The sequence below is a fragment of the Streptomyces sp. C36 genome, assembly GCF_040932295.1.
Classification (GTDB): Bacteria; Actinomycetota; Actinomycetes; order Streptomycetales; family Streptomycetaceae; genus Streptomyces; species Streptomyces triculaminicus.
Genome location: NZ_JBFQGI010000007.1, coordinates 1 through 19,641, shown reverse-complemented (window position 1 = coordinate 19,641; position 19,641 = coordinate 1). Strand labels below are relative to the sequence as shown.

20 protein-coding genes are annotated in these 19,641 nt (G+C 71.9%); 6 read left to right on the top strand and 14 right to left on the bottom strand.

Annotated features, from left to right (window positions below; translation table 11 throughout):
* The first annotated feature begins 140 nt into the window (after positions 1-140).
* Entirely contained in the window at positions 141-533 is a 393-nt protein-coding gene (locus tag AB4K12_RS21340) for a hypothetical protein (RefSeq protein ID WP_368435717.1), read from the top strand.
* A 183-nt stretch (positions 534-716) separates the two neighbouring features.
* On the opposite strand, the gene AB4K12_RS21335 is transcribed toward AB4K12_RS21340, so the two are convergent.
* The 5 genes from AB4K12_RS21335 to afsQ1 form a co-directional block, all read right to left on the bottom strand.
* Positions 717-935, bottom strand: coding sequence for a PspC domain-containing protein (locus tag AB4K12_RS21335; protein ID WP_368435716.1), 219 nt, complete (start codon positions 933-935; stop codon positions 717-719).
* 110 nt (positions 936-1,045) lie between these two features.
* On the bottom strand, positions 1,046-1,630 hold the full coding sequence (locus AB4K12_RS21330; RefSeq protein ID WP_362263083.1) for a VanZ family protein: 585 nt from the start codon (positions 1,628-1,630) through the stop codon (positions 1,046-1,048).
* Positions 1,631-1,729: 99 nt separating this feature from the next.
* Positions 1,730-2,323: a hypothetical protein gene (locus AB4K12_RS21325; protein WP_368435715.1), complete on the bottom strand. Its 594-nt coding sequence runs from the start codon at positions 2,321-2,323 to the stop codon at positions 1,730-1,732.
* Positions 2,320-3,834, bottom strand: coding sequence for an ATP-binding protein (locus AB4K12_RS21320; protein ID WP_368435714.1), 1,515 nt, complete (start codon positions 3,832-3,834; stop codon positions 2,320-2,322). Before AB4K12_RS21320 ends, AB4K12_RS21325 begins: the two co-directional genes overlap by 4 nt.
* Positions 3,835-3,910: 76 nt before the next feature.
* On the bottom strand, positions 3,911-4,588 hold the full coding sequence (afsQ1, locus tag AB4K12_RS21315; RefSeq protein ID WP_177338123.1) for a two-component system response regulator AfsQ1: 678 nt from the start codon (positions 4,586-4,588) through the stop codon (positions 3,911-3,913).
* A gap of 217 nt (positions 4,589-4,805) precedes the next feature.
* Between afsQ1 and AB4K12_RS21310 the strand changes: the two genes are divergently transcribed.
* Positions 4,806-5,561 carry a SigE family RNA polymerase sigma factor gene (locus tag AB4K12_RS21310; protein ID WP_086574987.1) on the top strand — a complete coding sequence of 252 codons (756 nt, stop codon included), beginning with the start codon at positions 4,806-4,808 and terminating at the stop codon, positions 5,559-5,561.
* Positions 5,562-5,711: 150 nt separating this feature from the next.
* On the opposite strand, the gene AB4K12_RS21305 is transcribed toward AB4K12_RS21310, so the two are convergent.
* Positions 5,712-6,338: a uridine kinase gene (locus AB4K12_RS21305; RefSeq protein WP_368435713.1), complete on the bottom strand. Its 627-nt coding sequence runs from the start codon at positions 6,336-6,338 to the stop codon at positions 5,712-5,714.
* A 205-nt stretch (positions 6,339-6,543) separates the two neighbouring features.
* On the opposite strand from AB4K12_RS21305, the gene AB4K12_RS21300 reads away from it, so the two are divergent.
* A complete protein-coding gene (locus tag AB4K12_RS21300) occupies positions 6,544-6,894 on the top strand; it encodes a hypothetical protein (RefSeq protein WP_368435712.1) in 351 nt (116 codons plus the stop codon).
* A gap of 90 nt (positions 6,895-6,984) precedes the next feature.
* On the opposite strand, the gene AB4K12_RS21295 is transcribed toward AB4K12_RS21300, so the two are convergent.
* Genes AB4K12_RS21295 through deoC form a run of 3 tightly spaced genes read right to left on the bottom strand, consistent with a single transcriptional unit; the run spans position 6,985 to position 10,287 of the window.
* On the bottom strand, positions 6,985-7,869 hold the full coding sequence (locus tag AB4K12_RS21295) for an aldehyde dehydrogenase family protein (protein WP_368435711.1): 885 nt from the start codon (positions 7,867-7,869) through the stop codon (positions 6,985-6,987).
* Complete coding sequence (locus tag AB4K12_RS21290) at positions 7,862-9,298, bottom strand: aldehyde dehydrogenase family protein (protein ID WP_368436075.1); 1,437 nt, start codon at positions 9,296-9,298, stop codon at positions 7,862-7,864. The genes AB4K12_RS21295 and AB4K12_RS21290 overlap by 8 nt, the downstream gene beginning before the upstream one ends.
* Entirely contained in the window at positions 9,295-10,287 is a 993-nt protein-coding gene (deoC, locus tag AB4K12_RS21285) for a deoxyribose-phosphate aldolase (protein WP_368436074.1), read from the bottom strand. Before deoC ends, AB4K12_RS21290 begins: the two co-directional genes overlap by 4 nt.
* A gap of 140 nt (positions 10,288-10,427) precedes the next feature.
* Between deoC and AB4K12_RS21280 the strand changes: the two genes are divergently transcribed.
* Positions 10,428-11,102, top strand: a complete 675-nt coding sequence (locus AB4K12_RS21280) for a PH domain-containing protein (RefSeq protein ID WP_368435710.1) — start codon at positions 10,428-10,430, stop codon at positions 11,100-11,102.
* Positions 11,103-11,724: 622 nt separating this feature from the next.
* On the opposite strand, the gene AB4K12_RS21275 is transcribed toward AB4K12_RS21280, so the two are convergent.
* The 3 genes from AB4K12_RS21275 to AB4K12_RS21265 form a co-directional block, all read right to left on the bottom strand.
* Positions 11,725-13,404 (bottom strand): phospho-sugar mutase, encoded by a 1,680-nt coding sequence (locus AB4K12_RS21275; RefSeq protein WP_368435709.1) that lies wholly within the window; start codon positions 13,402-13,404, stop codon positions 11,725-11,727.
* Between the two features lie 331 nt (positions 13,405-13,735).
* Positions 13,736-14,557, bottom strand: a complete 822-nt coding sequence (locus AB4K12_RS21270) for a purine-nucleoside phosphorylase (RefSeq protein WP_362263061.1) — start codon at positions 14,555-14,557, stop codon at positions 13,736-13,738.
* 101 nt (positions 14,558-14,658) lie between these two features.
* Positions 14,659-15,096 carry a gamma-glutamylcyclotransferase gene (locus tag AB4K12_RS21265; RefSeq protein WP_071965776.1) on the bottom strand — a complete coding sequence of 146 codons (438 nt, stop codon included), beginning with the start codon at positions 15,094-15,096 and terminating at the stop codon, positions 14,659-14,661.
* Between the two features lie 165 nt (positions 15,097-15,261).
* Between AB4K12_RS21265 and AB4K12_RS21260 the strand changes: the two genes are divergently transcribed.
* Together AB4K12_RS21260 and AB4K12_RS21255 are read left to right on the top strand one after the other, a co-directional pair.
* Positions 15,262-16,710, top strand: coding sequence for an NAD(P)H-quinone dehydrogenase (locus AB4K12_RS21260; protein WP_086573112.1), 1,449 nt, complete (start codon positions 15,262-15,264; stop codon positions 16,708-16,710).
* A 93-nt stretch (positions 16,711-16,803) separates the two neighbouring features.
* The gene (locus AB4K12_RS21255; RefSeq protein WP_368435708.1) at positions 16,804-17,841 is read left to right on the top strand and encodes a DeoR/GlpR family DNA-binding transcription regulator; all 1,038 of its coding nucleotides are present in this window, start codon (positions 16,804-16,806) and stop codon (positions 17,839-17,841) included.
* A 6-nt stretch (positions 17,842-17,847) separates the two neighbouring features.
* On the opposite strand, the gene AB4K12_RS21250 is transcribed toward AB4K12_RS21255, so the two are convergent.
* Both AB4K12_RS21250 and AB4K12_RS21245 read right to left on the bottom strand, forming a co-directional pair.
* Positions 17,848-18,435, bottom strand: a complete 588-nt coding sequence (locus AB4K12_RS21250) for a TetR/AcrR family transcriptional regulator (protein WP_086573115.1) — start codon at positions 18,433-18,435, stop codon at positions 17,848-17,850.
* A 155-nt stretch (positions 18,436-18,590) separates the two neighbouring features.
* On the bottom strand, positions 18,591-19,641 hold a 1,051-nt coding region (locus AB4K12_RS21245; RefSeq protein ID WP_368435707.1), incomplete at its 5' end, for a biotin/lipoyl-containing protein.

Sequence of the window (19,641 nt, the reverse complement as noted above, 5' to 3'; positions counted from 1 at the left end):
CATACGGTGAATGCGGCCGGGACTTCACGTCCCGGCCGCATTCATTTCGTGTCATTCATTGCAAGGGTGGTGCGGTCGTCGCTACGTTGCTGTGCCGTTCGGCATTTCCCGCCAACCCTGTCATGAGGACTGATCTCCCGATGAAGCAGGCATCTCTCAAGGCTTTCGGTGCCGCCGTTCTCGGTGCCGCCTTCGCCGTCGCCGCGTCCGGCACCGCCTCCGCCGGCACCCTCGAGGCGGTCACCACGACCACCACCGGCGCGGCGAAGGGGCTCCCGGTGGCGCAGCTGGCCCCGTTGAGCCCCATGGGCGGGCCGCTGCTCGTCGCCGGGGACCAGCTCATCCGCTCCGGCACTCTGGAGCAGACCGCCAGGGCGAGCGACATCGCGCTGGCGCCCCACCTGCCCCTGGACAAGCTCACCGGCGCCCACACCGACAACAAGGGCAACGCCGGCCTGCTCGCCGCCCTGCCGACCAAGTCCATCGCCCCCAACGGCATCTCGCTGCCGGGCCTGGGCACGCCCAACTCCTGACGGCGCCGGGCCACGAGCACGCCTCCCCGCGGGGACGGGACGTACGGGACGAGACGTACGGGACGGGCAGCACCGCGGGCCGCGCACCCCGGTTGGGGGGTGCGCGGCCCGCGGTGTGCCGTCAGGGCGCGGCGCCCGGCGGGAACGGCCGCCGGGCGGGGATCACCAGGGAATCACCGGGGATCACCAGGCGGAGGACTTCGAGGCGGCGCGGGCGCTGCCCTCGGCGGGCATCAGGATCCACAGCGCGATGTAGAGCACGAACTGCGGGCCGGGCAGCAGACACGAGGCCAGGAAGATCACCCGCATCGTCGTCCGGGACATCCCGAAGCGCTCGGCCAGGCCCGCGCAGACTCCGGCGATCATCCTGTGGTTACGGGGGCGGACCAGCGGAGCGGACATGGCGGCGACTCCTTGTCGTCGGACGTCTGTGAGGCGTCGGTGGGAGTGGACGGGAACGATGTCCCGAGTCGGAAGGACGTTCTTCCGACGTTCTCCCGACGCTCTCAACGCTACGGCCGCGACCCGGGCAAAGCGTCACTCCACGGGGCGATCCCGACCCTGGGGATCGTCGGGGTCAGCCCCCGGTCCGTGTCCTCCCGGCGGAGGGGCCGGGTAGGACCCGCCTCGCCCCTGCGGCGTAGCCGGGCCCGGATCATCGGCACCACCGCCAGATGTGCCACGGTCACCCCCGTGACGTTCATCAGCAGGGCGTCCACGTCCAGCACCTGGCCCACCACGCCGCCGCGCACCACCTGCAGGGCCAGCGAGAACATCGCGCTGGTGAACACCGTCCGGGCCAGCGAGCCCGCCGTCGACACCGCGATCCGGCCGTGGGCCCACGGCAGCAGCAGCCCCAGCGGGGCGAACGGCAGCACCCCGGCCCCTATCGTCCGGGCGGCGTCCCAGGGACTCAGCGCCAGGTCGGCCCGGATCGTGGCCAGCGGCTCCAGACGCGCGGGCGTCACCCAGGGCGCGGTCAGCGGCCGCAGGGCGAGCCAGCCGAGCACCAGGAGATGCACTGCCAGGAGGACACAGCCCGCCACGCGGTAGCGGTATCGGAGGGCGGGCGTACCGCCGTAGCCATGACGCTGCACGCCCCCCAGGACGCCGCGCGCGGGGCGCGCGGTTCCGTGGCCGGGTACGGAGAGTCAGCGCCGGTCGGCGGGACGCACCGGCGGCCCGTCCGGCGGCCCTCAGGGGAGGGGGACGCCGCCGCTCCGCACGGCCTCCGGATGCGCCCGCGTCTCCTCGGTGCAGGCGTAGCCCTTGGGCCGCTCGTCGTCCGGCCCGCCGAGGGCCACCGTGCTCCTGCCGTCGGCCGCGGCCGTACCGGCGTACGTGCACACGACCTGCGCGAGCGCCGACGGAGGCAGCTGCTCCGGTGCCGTGTTCAGCCGCAGCGTCCCGGCCGGGTCGCCCGGGCGGGGGCCGCTGACGGTCAGCCGCTGCGGCACATCGGTGGAGAACCCGGCCTCGTTCTCGACCGGGGAGGGCTGGCGCTTGAGCTCCTCCAGCAGCGCCCGCGCCAGGCCGGCCGGGTCGTCCGGGCTCGGGGAGGCGACCAGCCGCGTCACGGGGAGTAGCTGGGAGGTGCACAGCAGCTGGACGGACATCCGCAGGCTGCCCTCGGGCGGCGGGCTCTGCGAGCCGGGACGCACCACGCACGTCGCCCGCGAGGGCGCGCTTCCGGCGTCCACGGGCACGGCCGTGCCCCGGATGCCGCACCCGGTGAGCACGGCCAGACCGGCCGCCAGGACGACGGCCCGCGCGGCGGGGGTGACTCTCACGACGTACCGCCTTCCCCGGCGGCACCAGAACCGGAAGACGGGGTTCCGTCACCCTCCTCGAGGCCGGCGACGTCGCGCGGCAGCGTCAGGGTGAACACCGCGCCGCCCTCCGGCGAGTTCGCGGCGGTGATCTCGCCGCCGTGGATGTGGGCGTTCTCCAGTGCGATCGACAGGCCCAGACCGCTGCCCTCCGAGCGCGGGCGCGAGGCGCTGGCCTTGTAGAAGCGGTCGAAGACATGCGGCAGCACGTCCTCGGGGATGCCGGGCCCGTGGTCGCGCACGGCGATGACCAGCGAGTCGTCCGTCTGCCGGACCGAGACCCGCACCGGCGAGCCGCCGTGCTTGAGGGCGTTGCCGATGAGGTTGGCCAGGATGACGTCCAGGCGACGCGGGTCGAGCTGGGCCATGATCCCGCGCTCGGCGTCGAGTTCGACCGCGTCCAGCCAGGCCCGGGCGTCGATGCACGCCGTGATCTGGTCGGCGATGTCCACGTCGTCCAGCACCAGCCGGGCCGTGCCCGCGTCGAAGCGGGTGACCTCCATCAGGTTCTCCACCAGGTCGTTCAGCCGGCGGGTCTCGCTCACCACGAGCTGCACCACGGGCGCGATCATCGGATCGAGGGAGTCCGCCTCGTCCTCCAGCACCTCGGTCACGGCGGTGATCGCCGTCAGCGGGGTCCGCAGCTCGTGCGACATGTCGGCCACGAAGCGACGGCTCGCCGCCTCGCGCGAGCTCAGGTCCTCCACCCGCTTCTGCAGCGACTCCGCGGTCCTGTTGAACGTCCGCGACAGGTCCGCCAGCTCGTCGGTGCCCGACACCTGCAGCCGGGTGTCCAGCTTGCCCTCGCCCAGCCTGCGCGCCGCGTCGCCGAGCCGCTGCACGGGCCGCAGCACCGTGGACGCCGCGGCCTGGGCGAGCAGCGCCGAGCCGATCAGCGCCAGCCCGGTGGCGATGCCCAGCGACCAGCCCAGGGAGTTGAGGTCCGCCCGCTCGTTCTCCAGCGACTTCAGCAGATAGCCCGTCGGGCCCCCGCCGATCACCTTCGCGCCGGCGACCAGGTACGGCTTGCCGTCCAGCGTGATCCGCTGCCAGTACAGGTGGTACGGGTAGGGGTTGGACTCGTCGACCTTCCGCTCCCGGTTGACCGCCGTCACCAGCGTCTTCGGCACCACCGAGAGCGTGAACAGCTCCCGGTCCGAGGGCGCGGCGCAGTCGCCGCCGCCCTTGACCTTGCCGATCAGCAGCACCTCGTACTTCTGCGAGGTCGCCGCCATCCGGTCCGCGGCCTCCTGCAGATCGGGACAGGTCGGCGGCAACGGCAGCGAACCGGTGCTGTCCTGCAGGGTCTTGCGGAAGTCGTCGAGGGCGGCGTTCTGGGTACGGGTGAGGACCGCGTCACGGTTGAGCCAGTACGCGATCGCCGACGCCGACACCGCGGCCGCCAGGGCCACCAGCGCAAACACCAGCATCAGCCGCAACCGCAGGCTGATCCGCCGCATGCTCAGCTTCATGCCGTTCCTGGCCGCCGCCCAGCCCCGCACCCGACCGGGCTCTTCAGTCACTATGGGCTCTCTGTCCTCAAGGTCGTTACTGCGGGGCGTCCAGCCGGTAGCCGACACCGCGGACGGTCCGGATCAGCGTCGGCGAGGACGGCACGTCCTCCACCTTCGCCCGCAGCCGCTGCACGCACGCGTCCACCAGCCGCGAGTCGCCCAGGTAGTCGTGCTCCCACACCAGCCGCAACAACTGCTGCCGCGACAACGCCTGACCCGGCCGCCGGCTCAGCTCCAGCAGCAGCCGCAGCTCCGTCGGCGTCAGCTGAAGATCCTGACCGTTCTTCGTCACCGTCATCGCCGACCGGTCGATCACCAGCGAACCGAAGGACGCCGAGTCGCTCGACTCCCGCTCCCCACGCCGCAGCACCGCCCGGATCCGGGCGTCCAGCACCCGCCCCTGCACCGGCTTGACCACATAGTCGTCCGCACCCGACTCCAGCCCCACGACCACGTCGATGTCGTCGTTGCGGGCCGTCAGCAGGATGATCGGCAGCTGGTCGGTCCGCCGGATGCGCCGGCACACCTCGAAGCCGTCGATGCCCGGCAGCATCACATCCAGCACGATCAGGTCCGGCCGCTGCTCACGCAGCATCTTCAGACCGTCCTCACCCGTCGCCGCGGTCACCACACGGTGACCCTGGCGGGACAGGGAGAACTCGAGAGCCGTACGGATGGCGTCGTCGTCCTCGATCAGCAACAGGAAAGGCACGGTGGTCATTCTGGCCTAAGAGTGGCCGGTAGTTCGACAGAAGGATGCCGCGACGGCGCCGCACGCGTACGTGACGGTCGTGCCGCGACCTGTTGCAGTGCTGTGACAGTCGGCGGACAGCGCCATGAAACTGGCCCGGCAGAGTTCTGTTCACCGGGCGGAACCACGGTCCGGGGCACTGACCGACCGAGCTGGCTCCACCGACGGGGGGCGTGAGATGAACGCACTGCACAGCACCACGAACAGCGCAGTTCGCACGCGCCTTCACGACGCCGGCCGGAGCGGAGAGAAGTCCGGTGCCGTGGGCGGGCGGGGGTGCGCTCGCGGTACCGGACGTACGGTACGGCCGCCGTACATGGTGGCCATCGACGCGATCGCGTACGGGGAGGCCGCAACGGGCGCGGGGGGCGCCCAGGCGGCCAAGGGGGGACGCGGCACCAGCGTGTCGCGGGCGGAGGCGGAGTTCACCGCCTACGTCCAGGAACGCCGGGCCTCCCTGTACGCGACCGCATACCACCTGACCGGCGACCGGCACGAGGCCGAGGACCTGCTGCAGAGCGCGCTGTTCTCCACCTACCGCGCCTGGGACCGGATCAGCGACAAGGCCGCGGTCGGCGGCTACCTGCGCCGCACCATGACCAACCTGCACATCAGCGCCTGGCGCCGCCGCAAGCTCAACGAGTACCCGACCGAGGAACTCCCCGAGACGGCCGGCGAGACCGACGCGATGCGCGGCACCGAACTGCGCGCCGTGCTCTGGCAGGCGCTCGCCCGGCTGCCCGAACTGCAGCGCACGATGCTCGTCCTGCGCTACTACGAGGGCCGCACCGACCCGGAGATCGCCGAGATCCTCGACATCAGCGTCGGCACCGTCAAGAGCAGCATCTGGCGCTCGCTGCGCCGCCTGCGCGACGACGAGGTCATCGGCTCCGACCGGGGCGTCAGGGAGTCCTTCGGCGAGCTGGTGGCCTAGAAGGAACGGGGGACGGGGGAACACGGGGGGCCAACGGGGGGAAACACGGGGGAACCACGGGGGGAACCACGGGGGAAAAGGAGAGCGGGCGAGGCGTCCGGGGGGACCGCCTCGCCCGCTCTCGCATGTTCACCGGGACATGGGTGCCGCTCAGGCGCGCACGCTCTCGCGCCGGCCCGCGGCCGCCGCGGCTATCCGGCCCATGGCCGTCTCCCCGCCGCAGGCGAACGCCCCGAGCGCCGTCTGCCGGGCCACGATCGCCCGCTCCGAACGCATCAGCCGCAGTCCGCGCCGCACCAGGGTCGGCACCGGCTTGCGCGCCTCGCGCAGATCGCGCAGCAGCCGCCGCCGGAACGTCGTCGACGGCCGGCCCCGCAGACACAGCGCGTCCGCGAGGTGACCGAGGTCACGGCACCGGTCGATGATGTCCGCCGCGAAGATGCCCTCCGCGATGAACAGCGGGGTGCGCCCGATGTCCAGCGGGCTCTCGCCGACGCGCGAGCTGGTGGAGATGTCGTACACCGGCACGGTCGTACGGGCCGTACGGCACAGGTCGTCGATCGCCGCGACGGCCGCTTCGGCGTCCCACGACAGCGGGGAGTCCCAGTCGGTGCCGCCGCCCTCCGCGAGCAGCGGCAGCGTGGGGTCGTTCCCCTCCTTGTAGAAGTCGTCCAGGTTGAGCACCGGCAGTCCGGTGCGGGCGGCCAGGGACGACTTTCCGGAGCCGGACGGACCGGTGAGCAGGATGACGCGCGCGGAGGGCGGGAGGGAGGTCACGGGACACCAGTGTGAGGCATTGCGCCGTATGGGGGATCCCCCTGGGTCGCGGCATGCGCGGAGCGTAGTGAATCCACTACGTTGCGTTGTCGGTCCCCACGCACTCACACGGCTCTCACGGCAGGTGGTCATGGCCTCCCAGGCACGTCACGCACGCTCTCCCCTCCCACCACCCCCGCGCCGCCGCGCGCTGACGCGGATCGGGATGACCCTCTCCGCGGGCGCGGCGCTCGTCGGAGCCGGCGCGGCGGACGCCCAGGCCGAACCGCAGGCGCCGCGCGTCCAGCTCGCCCACCAGGACGTCCGCGCGGCGCTCAAGGGCACCACCATCGGGCTGCAGAAGTCCGTGGAGGGCCTGTCGCCCGTAGTGAAGCAGTTCAAGTACCACCCGCTCGCGGGCACCGCGGTGGACCCGCTGAACAACGTCGCCAGCACCCAGATCCTCGACTTCAAGCCGGTCAGCACCGCGGCCGTGACGGGGCCCATCACCACCCGCGGCCAGCTCGGCGACCTGCCCGTCGCGGGCCAGGTGCTGCAGAGCCTGCTGCCGGGCTGAGCGGCCCCGGCGCGCACGACGACGGCGGGCTCCCCGTGAAGGGGAGCCCGCCGCCGTCGTGCGGTGCCTCGCGCGGCCTTAGGGCGTGTCCTAGTAGGACGAGCCGCCCGCGCCCAGCGACCCCGTGGGGTGCCAGACGGTCTTGGTCTCCAGGAAGGCGGTCAGCCGGCCCGTGCCCGGGTCGGCGGCCCAGTCCACAGCCTGTGGACGGACGACGCGCTTGAGGTTGTCGGCCGCGGCGACCTCGAGGGCCTTCGCGAGCTCCTCGTCGGCACCCGCCAGGTCGATCGCGTTGACGTCCTGGTGCGCGGCGAGGGACGGAGAGATCTCCGCGGCCTTGCCGGACAGGATGTTGACCACGCCGCCGGGCACGTCGGAGGTGGCGAGCACCTCGCCCAGCGACAGCGCGGGCAGCGGGGACTTCTCGGACGCGATGACGACGACCGTGTTACCGGCGGCGATCACCGGGGCGATCACCGACACCAGGCCCAGGAGCGAGGACTCCTGCGGGGCCACGACGGCGACGACGCCGGTCGGCGCGGGGGAGGAGACGTTGAAGAACGGCCCGGCGACGGGGTTGGTGCCCCCGACGACCTGGGCGATCTTGTCCGTCCAGCCCGCGTACCAGACCCAGCGGTCGATCGCCGCGTCCACCTGGGCCGCGGCCTTGGACTTCGACAGGCCCTCGGCGTCGGCGACCTCGGCGACGAACTGGTCCCGGCGGCCCTCGAGCATCTCGGCGACGCGGTAGAGGATCTGGCCGCGGTTGTACGCGGTCGCGCCCGACCAGCCGCCGAACGCCTTGCGCGCCGCCACGACGGCGTCACGGCCGTCCTTTCGGGACGACAGGGGGGCGTTGGCGAGCCACTTGCCCTTGGAGTCGGTCACCTCGTACACCCGCCCGCTCTCGGACCGGGGGAACTTGCCCCCGACGAACAGCTTGTAGGTCTTGAAGACGCTGAGACGATCAGACATCGAGGTAGGCCTCCAGACCGTGACGGCCACCTTCGCGACCGAAGCCCGACTCCTTGAACCCGCCGAACGGCGAAGTCGGATCGAACTTGTTGAACGTGTTGGCCCAGACGACGCCGGCCCGCAGCTTGTCGGCGACGGCGAGCATCCGCGAACCCTTCTCGGTCCAGATGCCGGCCGACAGCCCGTACTGGCTGTTGTTGGCCTTGGCGACGGCCTCGGCCGGCGTGCGGAAGGTCAGCACCGACAGCACCGGGCCGAAGATCTCCTCGCGGGCGATCCGGTGGGCCTGGGTGACGTTCGTGAACAGCGTCGGGGCGAACCAGTAACCGGCACCGGGCAGCTCGCAGGCCGGCGCCCAGCGCTCCGCGCCTTCGGCCTCGCCGCTGTCGGCCAGCGCCGTGATGCGGGCCAGCTGCTCGGCCGAGTTGATCGCGCCGACGTCGGTGTTCTTGTCGAGCGGGTCACCCACCCGGAGCGTGGACATCCGGCGCTTGAGCGCGTCGAGCAGCTCGTCCTGGATCGACTCCTGCACCAGCAGGCGCGAACCGGCGCAGCAGACCTGCCCCTGGTTGAAGAAGATGCCGTTGACGATGCCCTCGACGGCCTGGTCGATGGGCGCGTCGTCGAAGACGATGTTGGCGCCCTTGCCGCCCAGCTCCAGGGTGAGCTTCTTGTCCGTACCGGCGACGGTACGGGCGATCTGCTTGCCGACACCCGTCGAGCCGGTGAAGGCGACCTTGTCGATGCCGTCGTGGCCCACCAGCGCCGCGCCCGTGGACCCGTCGCCGGTCAGGATGTTCACGACACCCTTCGGCAGGCCCGCCTGGCGGCAGATGTCGGCGAAGAACAGCGCCGACAGCGGCGTGGTCTCGGCCGGCTTGAGGACGACGGTGTTGCCCGCCGCCAGCGCCGGAGCGATCTTCCACGCCAGCATCAGCAGAGGGAAGTTCCACGGGATGACCTGGCCCGCCACGCCCAGCGGGCGCGGGTTGTCGCCGAAGCCCGCGTGGTCGAGCTTGTCGGCCCAGCCGGCGTAGTAGAAGAAGTGCGCGGCGACCAGCGGGAGGTCCGCGTCGCGCGTCTCCTTGATCGGCTTGCCGTTGTCCAGGGTCTCCAGGACGGCCAGCTCGCGCGAGCGCTCCTGGATGATCCGGGCGATCCGGAACAGGTACTTCGCGCGCTCGGCGCCCGGCAGCGCCGACCACTTCTCGAACGCCTTGCGGGCGGCCTTCACGGCCGCGTCCACGTCCTCGGCCGACGCCTGGGCGACCTCGGACAGGACCTCCTCGGTCGACGGCGAGACGGTCTTGAAGACCTTGCCGTCGGACGCCTCGCGGAACTCGCCGTCGATGAACAGCCCGTACGACGGGGCGATGTCGACGACCGCGCGCGACTCCGGCGCCGGTGCGTATTCAAAAGCCATGATCAGTCCACCGTCACGTAGTCGGGACCGGAGTAGCGCCCGGTGCTCAGCTTCTGCCGCTGCATCAGCAGGTCGTTGAGGAGGCTGGAGGCACCGAAGCGGAACCACTCGTTGGACAGCCACTCCTCGCCCACGGTCTCGTTGACCAGCACCAGGAACTTCATCGCGTCCTTGGTCGTACGGATGCCGCCCGCGGGCTTCACCCCGACCTGCACCCCGGTCGTGGCGTGGAAGTCGCGCACGGCCTCCAGCATCAGCAGGGTGTTCGCCGGGGTGGCGTTCACCGCCACCTTGCCGGTCGACGTCTTGATGAAGTCGGCGCCCGCGAGCATGCCGAGCCAGGAGGCGCGGCGGATGTTGTCGTACGTCGACAGCTCGCCGGTCTCGAAGATGACCTTCAGCCGGGCGGCGGAGCCGTCCTCGCGGCGGCAGGCCTCCTTGACGGCCTTGATCTCCTCGAAGACGCTCAGGTAGCGGCCCGAGAGGAAGGCGCCGCGGTCGATCACCATGTCGATCTCGTCCGCGCCGGCGGCGACGGCGTCGGCCGTGTCCGCCAGCTTGACCGGCAGGGCCGCACGGCCCGCCGGGAACGCGGTCGCCACGGACGCGACCTTCACGTCCGAGCCGCGCAGGGCCTCGGCGGCGGTCGCCACCATGTCGGGGTAGACGCAGATCGCGGCGGTACGCGGGGTCCCGCGGTCCGTCGGGTCCGGGTTGAGGGCCTTGGCGCACAGTGCCCGGACCTTGCCCGGGGTGTCCGCGCCCTCCAGGGTCGTGAGGTCGATCATGGAGATCGACAGGTCGATGGCGTACGCCTTCGCCGTCGTCTTGATCGAGCGGGTGCCGAGCGCCGCGGCGCGGGCTTCCAGCCCGACCGGGTCGACGCCCGGGAGGCCGTGCAGGAAGCGGCGCAGCGCTCCGTCGGAGGCGGTCACGTCCGCCATCGACGCCAGTCGCTCCGCGGCCTCGTTGCCGAATGAGGGAACAGTGGGCATGGTCACCGGAAGAGCATATCTACGCGCGTAGCGCATGTCACCCCCTCCTGCGGAGGCGTTGCCTCCGCCGCGATTCGTGCCCTGGCTGTTACCAAGGCCGTTACCCGGGCCGTTACCGGCCGTGGGGCACAATCGGCGGCATGACGAGCAGCTCCTCGCAAGCGCCGGACCAGGGGCCTGGCCACGAGCCGGGCCACGGACCGGCCACCGACCCCGACCAGAAGCACGCCGACCGGTGCTACCGCTCCGCCGCCGGCATCGCCAGCGGCGTCCTGTTGCTGGCCCTGATCGGCTGGCTCGGCGGTGACGCGATCGTGCGCGGCGAGGGGGACGCCCCCTGGCTCGCCCTCGCCGGACTGCTCTTCGCGGTGCCGCTCATCATCGCCTTCACGGTACGCCCCGCCGTCTGGGCGAGCGAGGACAGGCTGCTGGTCCGCAACCCCTTCCGCACCGTCACCCTGCCGTGGGCCTCTGTCGAGGCCGTTCGGGCCGGGTACTCGAGCGAGGTCCTCGCCGGCGGGTCCAAGTACCAGCTCTGGGCCATTCCGGTGTCCCTGCGCCAGCGCAAGACCGCGGCGCGGCGGGCGGCACGCGACGTCTCCCAGGACATTCGGGTCGCTTCGCGCGCCGCCGCCCACGAGGGGCCCGTGCGGGCGCCGTCGGACCAGGCGATCGAGGACCTGCGGGAGCTTGCGGAGCGGTGCGCTGTGCGGGAGGGGGCGCAGGGGGTGCCGGTGGTTCGGTGGGCGTACGAGCTGATCGTGCCGGCGCTGGTGGGGTTGGTGCTGGTGGTGGCGCTGTCTGTCGTGGGCTGACGCCGCCCGTCCTGGGCTGGTCGCCGTTGTCGTGGTGCGGGGGCCGGGGGCTCCGGAGGGTGTTCCGGAATCGGATATTTACGGGCCCGGTGCCGTCTCGCGTGATGCGTGCCCTCACATTGGGCCCACAAATATCCGGCAGCATTCCGGAACACCCTCCTGCGCCCCCGGCCCCCTCCCGTCACATCGACCAGACGGTGCGGGTCAGCCACCAGGGTGCGGGCCGGCCACCAGGTCCCTAGGGCGGGTGGGCGGGCCGATCCCCAGGGTGGGCGGGAGGACCGGTCACTGGGGTGGGCGGGCCTCCGGGTGCCCACTGGCGCGGTGAGGTGAAGGTGGGCCCCCTCCGGCTCCCCGCGCGTGACGGTAGGTGAACGGGACCCCTCCCTCCCCCCTGTGACGGTGCGTGAACGTGGTCCCTCCCCCCTCCCCCCGCGTGGTGACGTGAGGGGCCGGGGCGGGGTGGGACGGGCCCTGGGAGGGGCGTAGGGGTTATTTGCGGCCCAAGTGCGGGGTGAGCATCGCGTCAGAGGGCTCCGGGCCGTAAATAATCCAGCCCCGGAAGGGCCCGGCCCACACCGACCCGGCCCCGCCCCGTCACCCCGCACCCCAGCCCCCAGCCTCAGATGCCGGCAGCCCGCGCCACATCCGTCTTGATCGCCGCCAGAACGGCCGCGCCCCGCTCACGCGCATCCCCCAGCCCCGCCGCGGAAGCGACCGGCACCACAACCTCCAGGTAGCACTTGAGCTTCGGCTCGGTGCCGCTCGGCCGCACGATGACGCGTGCCCCGGACACCTCGCCCGCCTCGTCGCCCGCGAGGGCGTAGCGGAGGCCGTCGGTGGGCGGCAGCGACTCGGTGCCCTTGGTGAGGTCCTCCGCCGAGACGACGTGGAGGCCGGCCAGGACGACGGGCGGCTGCTCGCGCAGGCGGCGCATGGCCGTGGCGATGAGGGAGAGGTCCTCGACGCGCACCGAGAGCTGGTCGGTGGCGTGCAGGCCGTACTCGACGGCCAGGTCGTCGAGGAGGTCGCTCAGGGTGCGGCCGGACGCCTTCAGTTCGGCGGCCAGCTCGGCGACCAGCAGCGCCGCGGTGATGCCGTCCTTGTCGCGTACGCCGTCGGGGTCGACGCAGTAGCCCAGCGCCTCCTCGTAGGCGTAGCGGAGGCCGTCCACGCGGGAGAGCCACTTGAAGCCGGTGAGGGTCTCCTCGTACGCGGCGCCGGGTGCGGCCGCGGCGATGCGGGAGAGCAGGGACGAGGAGACGATCGTCGTCGCGAACGTGCCGCGGGCGCTCTTGTGCACGAGGTGGGTGGCGAGGAGCGCGCCGACCTCGTCGCCGCGCAGCATGCGCCAGCCTTCGACGGTCTCGGGGGCCGGCACGGCCACGGCGCAGCGGTCGGCGTCGGGGTCGTTGGCGATGATGATGTCGGGGGCGTTCTCGCCGGCCGCGCGGGCGGTGGCGAAGGCCAGGTCCATCGCGCCCGGCTCCTCGGGGTTCGGGAACGCGACGGTCGGGAAGTCCGGGTCGGGGTCGGCCTGCTCGGCGACGACGACCGGGGCGGGGAAGCCGGCGCGGTCGAAGGCGGCGGTGAGGACGTCGCGGCCGACGCCGTGCATGGGCGTGTAGACGACGCGGACGTCGCGCGGGGAGCCGTCGGTGAGGACGGCGTCGGTGCGCTCGAGGTAGGCGCCGACGACGGCGTCCTCCTGGAGGGTCTCCCAGCCGGTGGAGGGGCGCGGCACGTCGTTCAGGCTCGTGATCGCGGCGATCTCGGCGGCGATCTCGGCGTCGGCGGGGGGCACGATCTGCGAGCCGTCGCCGAGGTAGACCTTGTAGCCGTTGTCGCGCGGCGGGTTGTGGCTGGCGGTGACCTCGATGCCGGCGACCGCGCCGAGGTGGCGGATCGCGAAGGCGAGGACCGGCGTGGGGAGCGGCTTGGGCAGCAGCGCGGCCTTCAGGCCGGCGCCGACCATGACGGCGGCGGTGTCCAGGGCGAAGTCCGCGGACTTGTAGCGGGCGTCGTAGCCGATGACGACGGTGCCGCCGGCGTGGCCGTTGTTCTTGAGGTACGCGGCGAGGCCGGCGGCGGCGCGGATGACGACGGAGCGGTTCATCCGCATGGGGCCGGCGCCGAGCTCGCCGCGGAGGCCGGCGGTGCCGAACTGCAGGGTGCCGGCGAAGCGGGCGCCGAGCTCGGTGACGTCACCGGCGTCGATGAGCCGGGAGAGCTCTTCGCGGGTGTCGGGGTCGGGGTCCTCGGCGAGCCACGTCTGGGCCTGGGCGATGAGGTCTCGCTCCACGGGTTCTCCTCCGGAGGGGTTCGGGGTGCGCGATGCGGTGCTGGGTGGGTCGGGGCCGGGGCGGGACGTGACGGGCCCTTCCGGGACCGCGTGATTCACGGCGGACGGGCTCCAGCGTTGAGGGTGCCCCCAATGCCGCCGCAAATCACGCGTTACGTCCCTGCCGGGGCCCGTCCCGCCCCGGCCCCTCCCGTTGTACGGCGTCTGCGGGCCGGGGCCCATACGCCGCCACCCGCCGGCGTCGGCTGCGTGCCGGGCGATCGGGCGGGTGGGTGGGGATACACCAGCGCCGGAGGCGCTGAAGCGCCCCCGGCACGGGTGGGAATCAAGCTCAGAGCTTGGGAAGGACCTGGGCCAGCAGCGAGCCCATCCGCGAAGCGGCGTCGCGGCCGGCCTCGAGGACCTCCTCGTGGTTCAGCGGCTCGCCCGTCATGCCCGCGGCGAGGTTCGTCACCAGGGAGATGCCCAGGACCTCGGCGCCGGCCTCGCGGGCCGCGATGGCCTCGAGGGTGGTGGACATGCCGACGAGGTCGCCGCCGAGGGTGCGGACCATCTTGATCTCGGCCGGGGTCTCGTAGTGCGGGCCGGGGAGCTGGACGTAGACGCCCTCCTCGAGGGTGGCGTCGACCTCCTTGCACAGGGCGCGCAGGCGGGGGGAGTAGAGGTCGGTGAGGTCGACGAAGTTGGCGCCCACGATCGGCGAGGTCGCCGTCATGTTGATGTGGTCGCTGATCAGCACCGGCTGGCCGGGGCGCATGCCGTCGCGGAGGCCGCCGCAGCCGTTGGTGAGGACGATGGTCTTGCAGCCGGCGGCGGCGGAGGTGCGCACGCCGTGGACGACGGAGGCGACGCCGCGGCCCTCGTAGAAGTGGGTGCGGCCGAGGAAGACCAGGACGCGCTTGTCGTTGATCTTGTAGGAGCGAACCGTGCCCGCGTGGCCCGCGACGGCGGCGGCGGAGAAGCCGGGGAGCTCGGTGACCGAGAACTCGACCTCGGGGGTGCCGAGGGCCTCGGTGGCGGGGACCCAGCCGGAGCCCATGACCAGGGCGACGTCGTGGGTCTCGGCGCCCGTGAGCTCGCGGAGGCGGGCGGCGGCGGCGTCGGCCGCGGCGTACGGGTCGGCCTGGATGTCGGGGGTTACAGAAGCGTTCACGCGGACGAGCGTAACCGCTGATGGCCTACGCGCGTAGATGTTGCTGGTTACGGTGTTCCGATTGTTGCTTTGTGCTTTGCGACGAGATGGAATCGTCACCTTCAGCACGGGCGCTTGCGGAGCTCCATGACGTAGTCGTGGGGCGCGCCGGCGGATTCCGCGGCGTCCGCGATCTCGCCGAGGTAGCGGGCGGAGGGCAGGCCGCCCTCGTATCCGTTGAGCACATAGACCCAGGCTGGCTCCTCGCCGTCGAGTGTGTGCACCCGGACACGCATGCGGCGGTAGATGTCCAGGCCCACGCCCTCCCAACGGTCCATCGAGTCCTCGTCCATCGGAGCGATGTCGTAGAGGGCCACGAAGACCTGTGAGCGGGGTGCTTCGACGATGGTGGCGAGCGCCCCCTCCCAGCCCATCTGCTCCCCGCCGAACGTCAGCCGCCAGCCGTTGAGCCAGCCGGTGCCGCGCAGCGGCGAGTGCGGTGCGCGGCGGGTCATCAGCCGCGCGTCGAGGTTGCCGGCGTACGCGGCGTAGAGCGACATGGTTCCGAGGGTACGGGAGTGAGGCGGGACGGCATTTGGGGTGGCAATCTCGAAGGGAGGTTCGTTCGGAACTTTCCGGCGGATTTCGTTCAGAGGTCGTGCGGATCGGTGGGGGGATCGCGTAGGGGAGGCCCCGGAAGGAGCCGCTTTGATGGGTGCGGGACAATGGAATACGTGACTCGGATCGTGATCATCGGTGGCGGACCCGGCGGCTATGAGGCGGCGCTCGTCGCCGCGCAGCTCGGCGCGGAGGTGACCGTCGTCGACTGCGACGGTCTGGGCGGGGCGTCGGTGCTGACCGACTGCGTGCCCTCGAAGACTCTTATCGCGACGGCAGAGGTGATGACGACCTTCGACTCCTCGTACGAGGAGCTGGGGATCATCGTCGCCGATGACACGCCGCCCCTGGAGCGGGCGGCCGGAGTGGTCGGCGTGGACCTGGGCAAGGTCAACCGGCGCGTCAAGCGCCTGGCGCTGGCGCAGTCCCACGACATCACGGCGTCGGTCACCCGGGCCGGCGGGCGCGTCCTGCGCGGGCGTGGGCGGCTGGAGCCGCAGCAGGCGGCGGACGGGTCGCGCCGGGTCGTGGTGCGGGCGGCGGACGGGTCGGAGGAGACGCTGGTCGCCGACGCGGTGCTGGTGGCCACCGGTGCGCATCCGCGGGAGATCCCCGACGCCCTGCCGGACGGCGAGCGGATCCTGAACTGGACGCAGGTCTACGACCTGGACGAGCTCCCCGAGGAGCTCATCGTGGTCGGCTCGGGTGTGACCGGTGCCGAGTTCGCCGGTGCCTACCAGGCGCTGGGCTCCAAGGTGACGCTGGTGTCGTCGCGCGACCGGGTGCTGCCCGGCGAGGACCCCGACGCCGCCGCCGTGCTGGAGGACGTCTTCCGGCGGCGCGGCATGAACGTGATGGCGCGCTCGCGCGCCCAGTCCGCCAAGCGGGTGGGGGACCGGGTCGAGGTGACGCTCGCCGACGGCCGGGTGATCACGGGCACGCACTGCCTGATGGCGGTGGGCTCCATCCCCAACACGGCGGGGATCGGGCTGGAGGAGTCCGGGGTCCGGCTCAAGGACTCCGGGCACATCTGGACGGACAAGGTCTCCCGGACCAGCGCCCCCGGCATCTACGCGGCCGGCGACTGCACCGGGGTCTTCGCACTGGCATCGGTCGCCGCCATGCAGGGCCGGATCGCGATGTACCACTTCCTGGGCGACGCGGTGACCCCGCTCAATCTCAAGACGGTATCCGCGAACGTATTTACGGATCCGGAGATTGCGACGGTCGGGTATACCCAGGCCGACGTCGACAACGGTCTGATTGACGCACGGGTCGTGAAGCTTCCCCTGCTGCGGAATCCGCGGGCGAAGATGCAAGGCATTCGAGACGGTTTCGTGAAGATGTTCTGCCGCCCCGGCACGGGCATCGTGGTCGGTGGTGTGGTGGTCGCCCCGCGGGCGAGTGAGCTCATTCATCCGGTCTCGATCGCCGTCGACAACAATCTGACGGTCGAACAGATTGCGAACGCGTTCACCGTGTACCCGTCGCTCTCCGGTTCCCTCGCCGAGGTGGCGCGTCAGTTGCACACGCGGAAGACGCAGCGCGAGGCGTAGCGGGCGTGGGGGGCCGGACACCGGCCCCCTATACCACTCCTCGGTACGGGCAGCGGACAACTTACGTTAATTGCTGCAACCTGCTGAAAAGAGATGGTCGTTGGCGTTACTGTCGGTTTCGTGTTCGCTGCAGAACGTCGTCAATTGATCCTCGAAATGGTGCGGGCCAACGGAGCGGTTTCGCTCCGGGAGCTCGCCCGCGTCGTCCAGACCTCAGAAGTGACCGTACGGCGAGACGTGCGTGCGCTCGAGGCCGAAGGACTTCTCGACCGCCGGCACGGCGGTGCGGTACTGCCGGGCGGTTTCACCAGGGAGTCCGGCTTCCCGCAGAAATCCCATCTAGCGACCGCCGAGAAGACGGCCATCGCCGATCTCGCGGCGAGCTTCGTCGACGAGGGCGAGGCCGTCGTCGTCGGCGCCGGTACCACCACGCAGGAGCTGGCCCGCCGGCTCGCGCGCGTGCCGGGTCTGACCGTGGTCACCAACTCCCTGCTCGTCGCCCAGGCGCTGGCCCATGCCAACCGCGTCGAGGTCGTCATGACCGGCGGCACGCTGAGAGGGTCGAACTACGCCCTGGTCGGCAGCGGCGCCGAGCAGTCCCTGCAGGGGCTGCGGGTCTCCCGGGCGTTCCTGTCCGGCAGTGGGCTGACGGCCGAGCGCGGGCTGTCCACGTCCAACATGCTCTCGGCCAGCGTGGACCGGGCGCTGGTGCAGGCGGCGGCCGAGGTCGTGGTCCTCGCCGACCACACCAAGCTGGGCACCGACACGATGTTCCAGACCGTGCCCACGGACGTCATCACCAGACTCGTGACCGACGAGCCGCCCGCGCACGACGACCGGGCGGCCACGGAGCTCCAGGCGCTGGCCGACCAGGGTGTGCACATCTCGGTCGCCGGACCCGGCGCGGGGTCGGGCTCGCCGGCGGGCGCGGTGCACGGCGACGCGGACCGGCAGGCCCGCCGCCGGGACGTACCGCCGCTGCCCGGCCAGCGCAGAAGCCTGCCGCTGGGCCACGGGCAGCCGCCCGGTACGGTCCAGGGCGGCCCACCGGGCGCCCAGCTGCGCAGCGCGGTGGCGCTGGGGGACCAGGCCACGGCACGGGTGGCCGATCTGGCTCCCAGGAGGCGGTGAGGCCCTCTAGCGCGCCGCTTTCAGGCCCGTCAGCGTCAGGGTGAGCAGGCGGTCGGCCAACTCCGGGTCGTCCGGAGACTGTTCGACCGCCAGCGAAATGGCGTTGGTCAACTGCATCAGGTCGGCGATGTCCACGTCCTCGCGGATGGCGCCGGCCGCCTTCGCGCGGGCGAGGAGCGTGTCGCCCGCGTCGCGCATCGGCAGGCTGCACCGCGACATCGCCGACGCCTCGTCGCTCTGTGCGGCCATCAGGGCCCGTGACAGGCCCCGGTAGGTGCTGGCATGGGTCACGATGGCCCGCAGCCACGCCAGCAGCGCCCGGCACGGCTCGGGGGACGCCAGCAGTTCGCGCGAGCGGGCCAGCAGCCCGTCGACCTCTCCCTGGAAGACCGCGCTCATCAGGGCCGTGCGATTGGGGAAGTGCCGGTAGAGCGTTCCGATGCCCACGCCGGCCCGCTTGGCGATGTCCTCCAGCGAGGCGTCCGTGCCGTGCTCGGTGAACGCCGTACGGGCCTCGGTGAGCAGCCGCTCGTAGTTGCGCCGTGCGTCCGCGCGCATGGGTCGTGGTGACGTCTGCGCCGTGTCGGTCGCCATTGCGTCCGTCCTCCCGGTCGGTGGCTTCGGGGGTGGCTCTGGGCCCACGGTCCCCGCCAGTCAAGGATGCCAGGCCGCCGCGGCGGCCGGACCACGAATGCCACGGGCCCCGGCCGATGCGGCCGGGGCCCGTGAGGCGGATGTGATCCGTCCGGTCAGTCCTTGATCTCGCAGATCACGGCGCCGGAGGAGATGGAGGCGCCGACCTCGGCCGTGATGCCCTTGATGGTGCCGCTGCGGTGGGCGTTGAGCGGCTGCTCCATCTTCATGGCCTCGAGGACGACGACCAGGTCGCCCTCGTTGACCTGCTGGCCCTCCTCGACCGCGACCTTGACGATGGTGCCCTGCATCGGCGAGGCCAGGGCGTCGCCGGAGGCGGCGGAGCCGGACTTCTTGGCGGCGCGGCGCTTGGGCTTGGCCCCGCCGGCCGCGGCGGTCCGGGCGATCGTCATGCCGAGCGACGAGGGCAGGGACACCTCGAGGCGTTTGCCGCCGACCTCGACGACGACGGTCTCGCGGCCGGGGGTTTCCTCGTCCTCGTCCGGGGTGACGCCGGTGAACGGGGTGATGGTGTTGTCGAACTCGGTCTCGATCCAGCGGGTGTGGATACGGAAGGGGCTCGAGGTGAAGGCGGGGTCGGTGACGACGGCCTGGTGGAAGGGGATGGCGGTGGCCATGCCCTCGACCTGGAACTCCGCCAGCGCCCGAGCCGCCCGCTGCAGCGCCTGCTCACGGCTGGCACCGGTCACGATCAGCTTGGCCAGCAGCGAGTCCCACGCCGGACCGATCACGCTGCCGGACTCGACGCCCGCGTCGAGGCGGACACCGGGGCCGGTGGGGGGCGTGAAGCGGGTGACGGTGCCCGGGGCGGGCAGGAAGTTACGGCCCGGGTCCTCACCGTTGATCCGGAACTCGAAGGAGTGCCCGCGCACCGGCGGGTCGGTGTAGCCGAGTTCCTCGCCGTCGGCGATACGGAACATCTCCCGCACCAGGTCGAGGCCGGTGACTTCCTCGGTGACGGGGTGTTCGACCTGCAGGCGGGTGTTGACCTCGAGGAAGGAGATCGTGCCGTCCGCGCCGACGAGGAACTCCACCGTGCCCGCGCCGACATAGCCGGCTTCCTTCAGGATCGCCTTGGAGGCGGCGTAGAGCTGGGCGTTCTGCTCGTCCGACAGGAACGGCGCCGGCGCCTCCTCGACCAGTTTC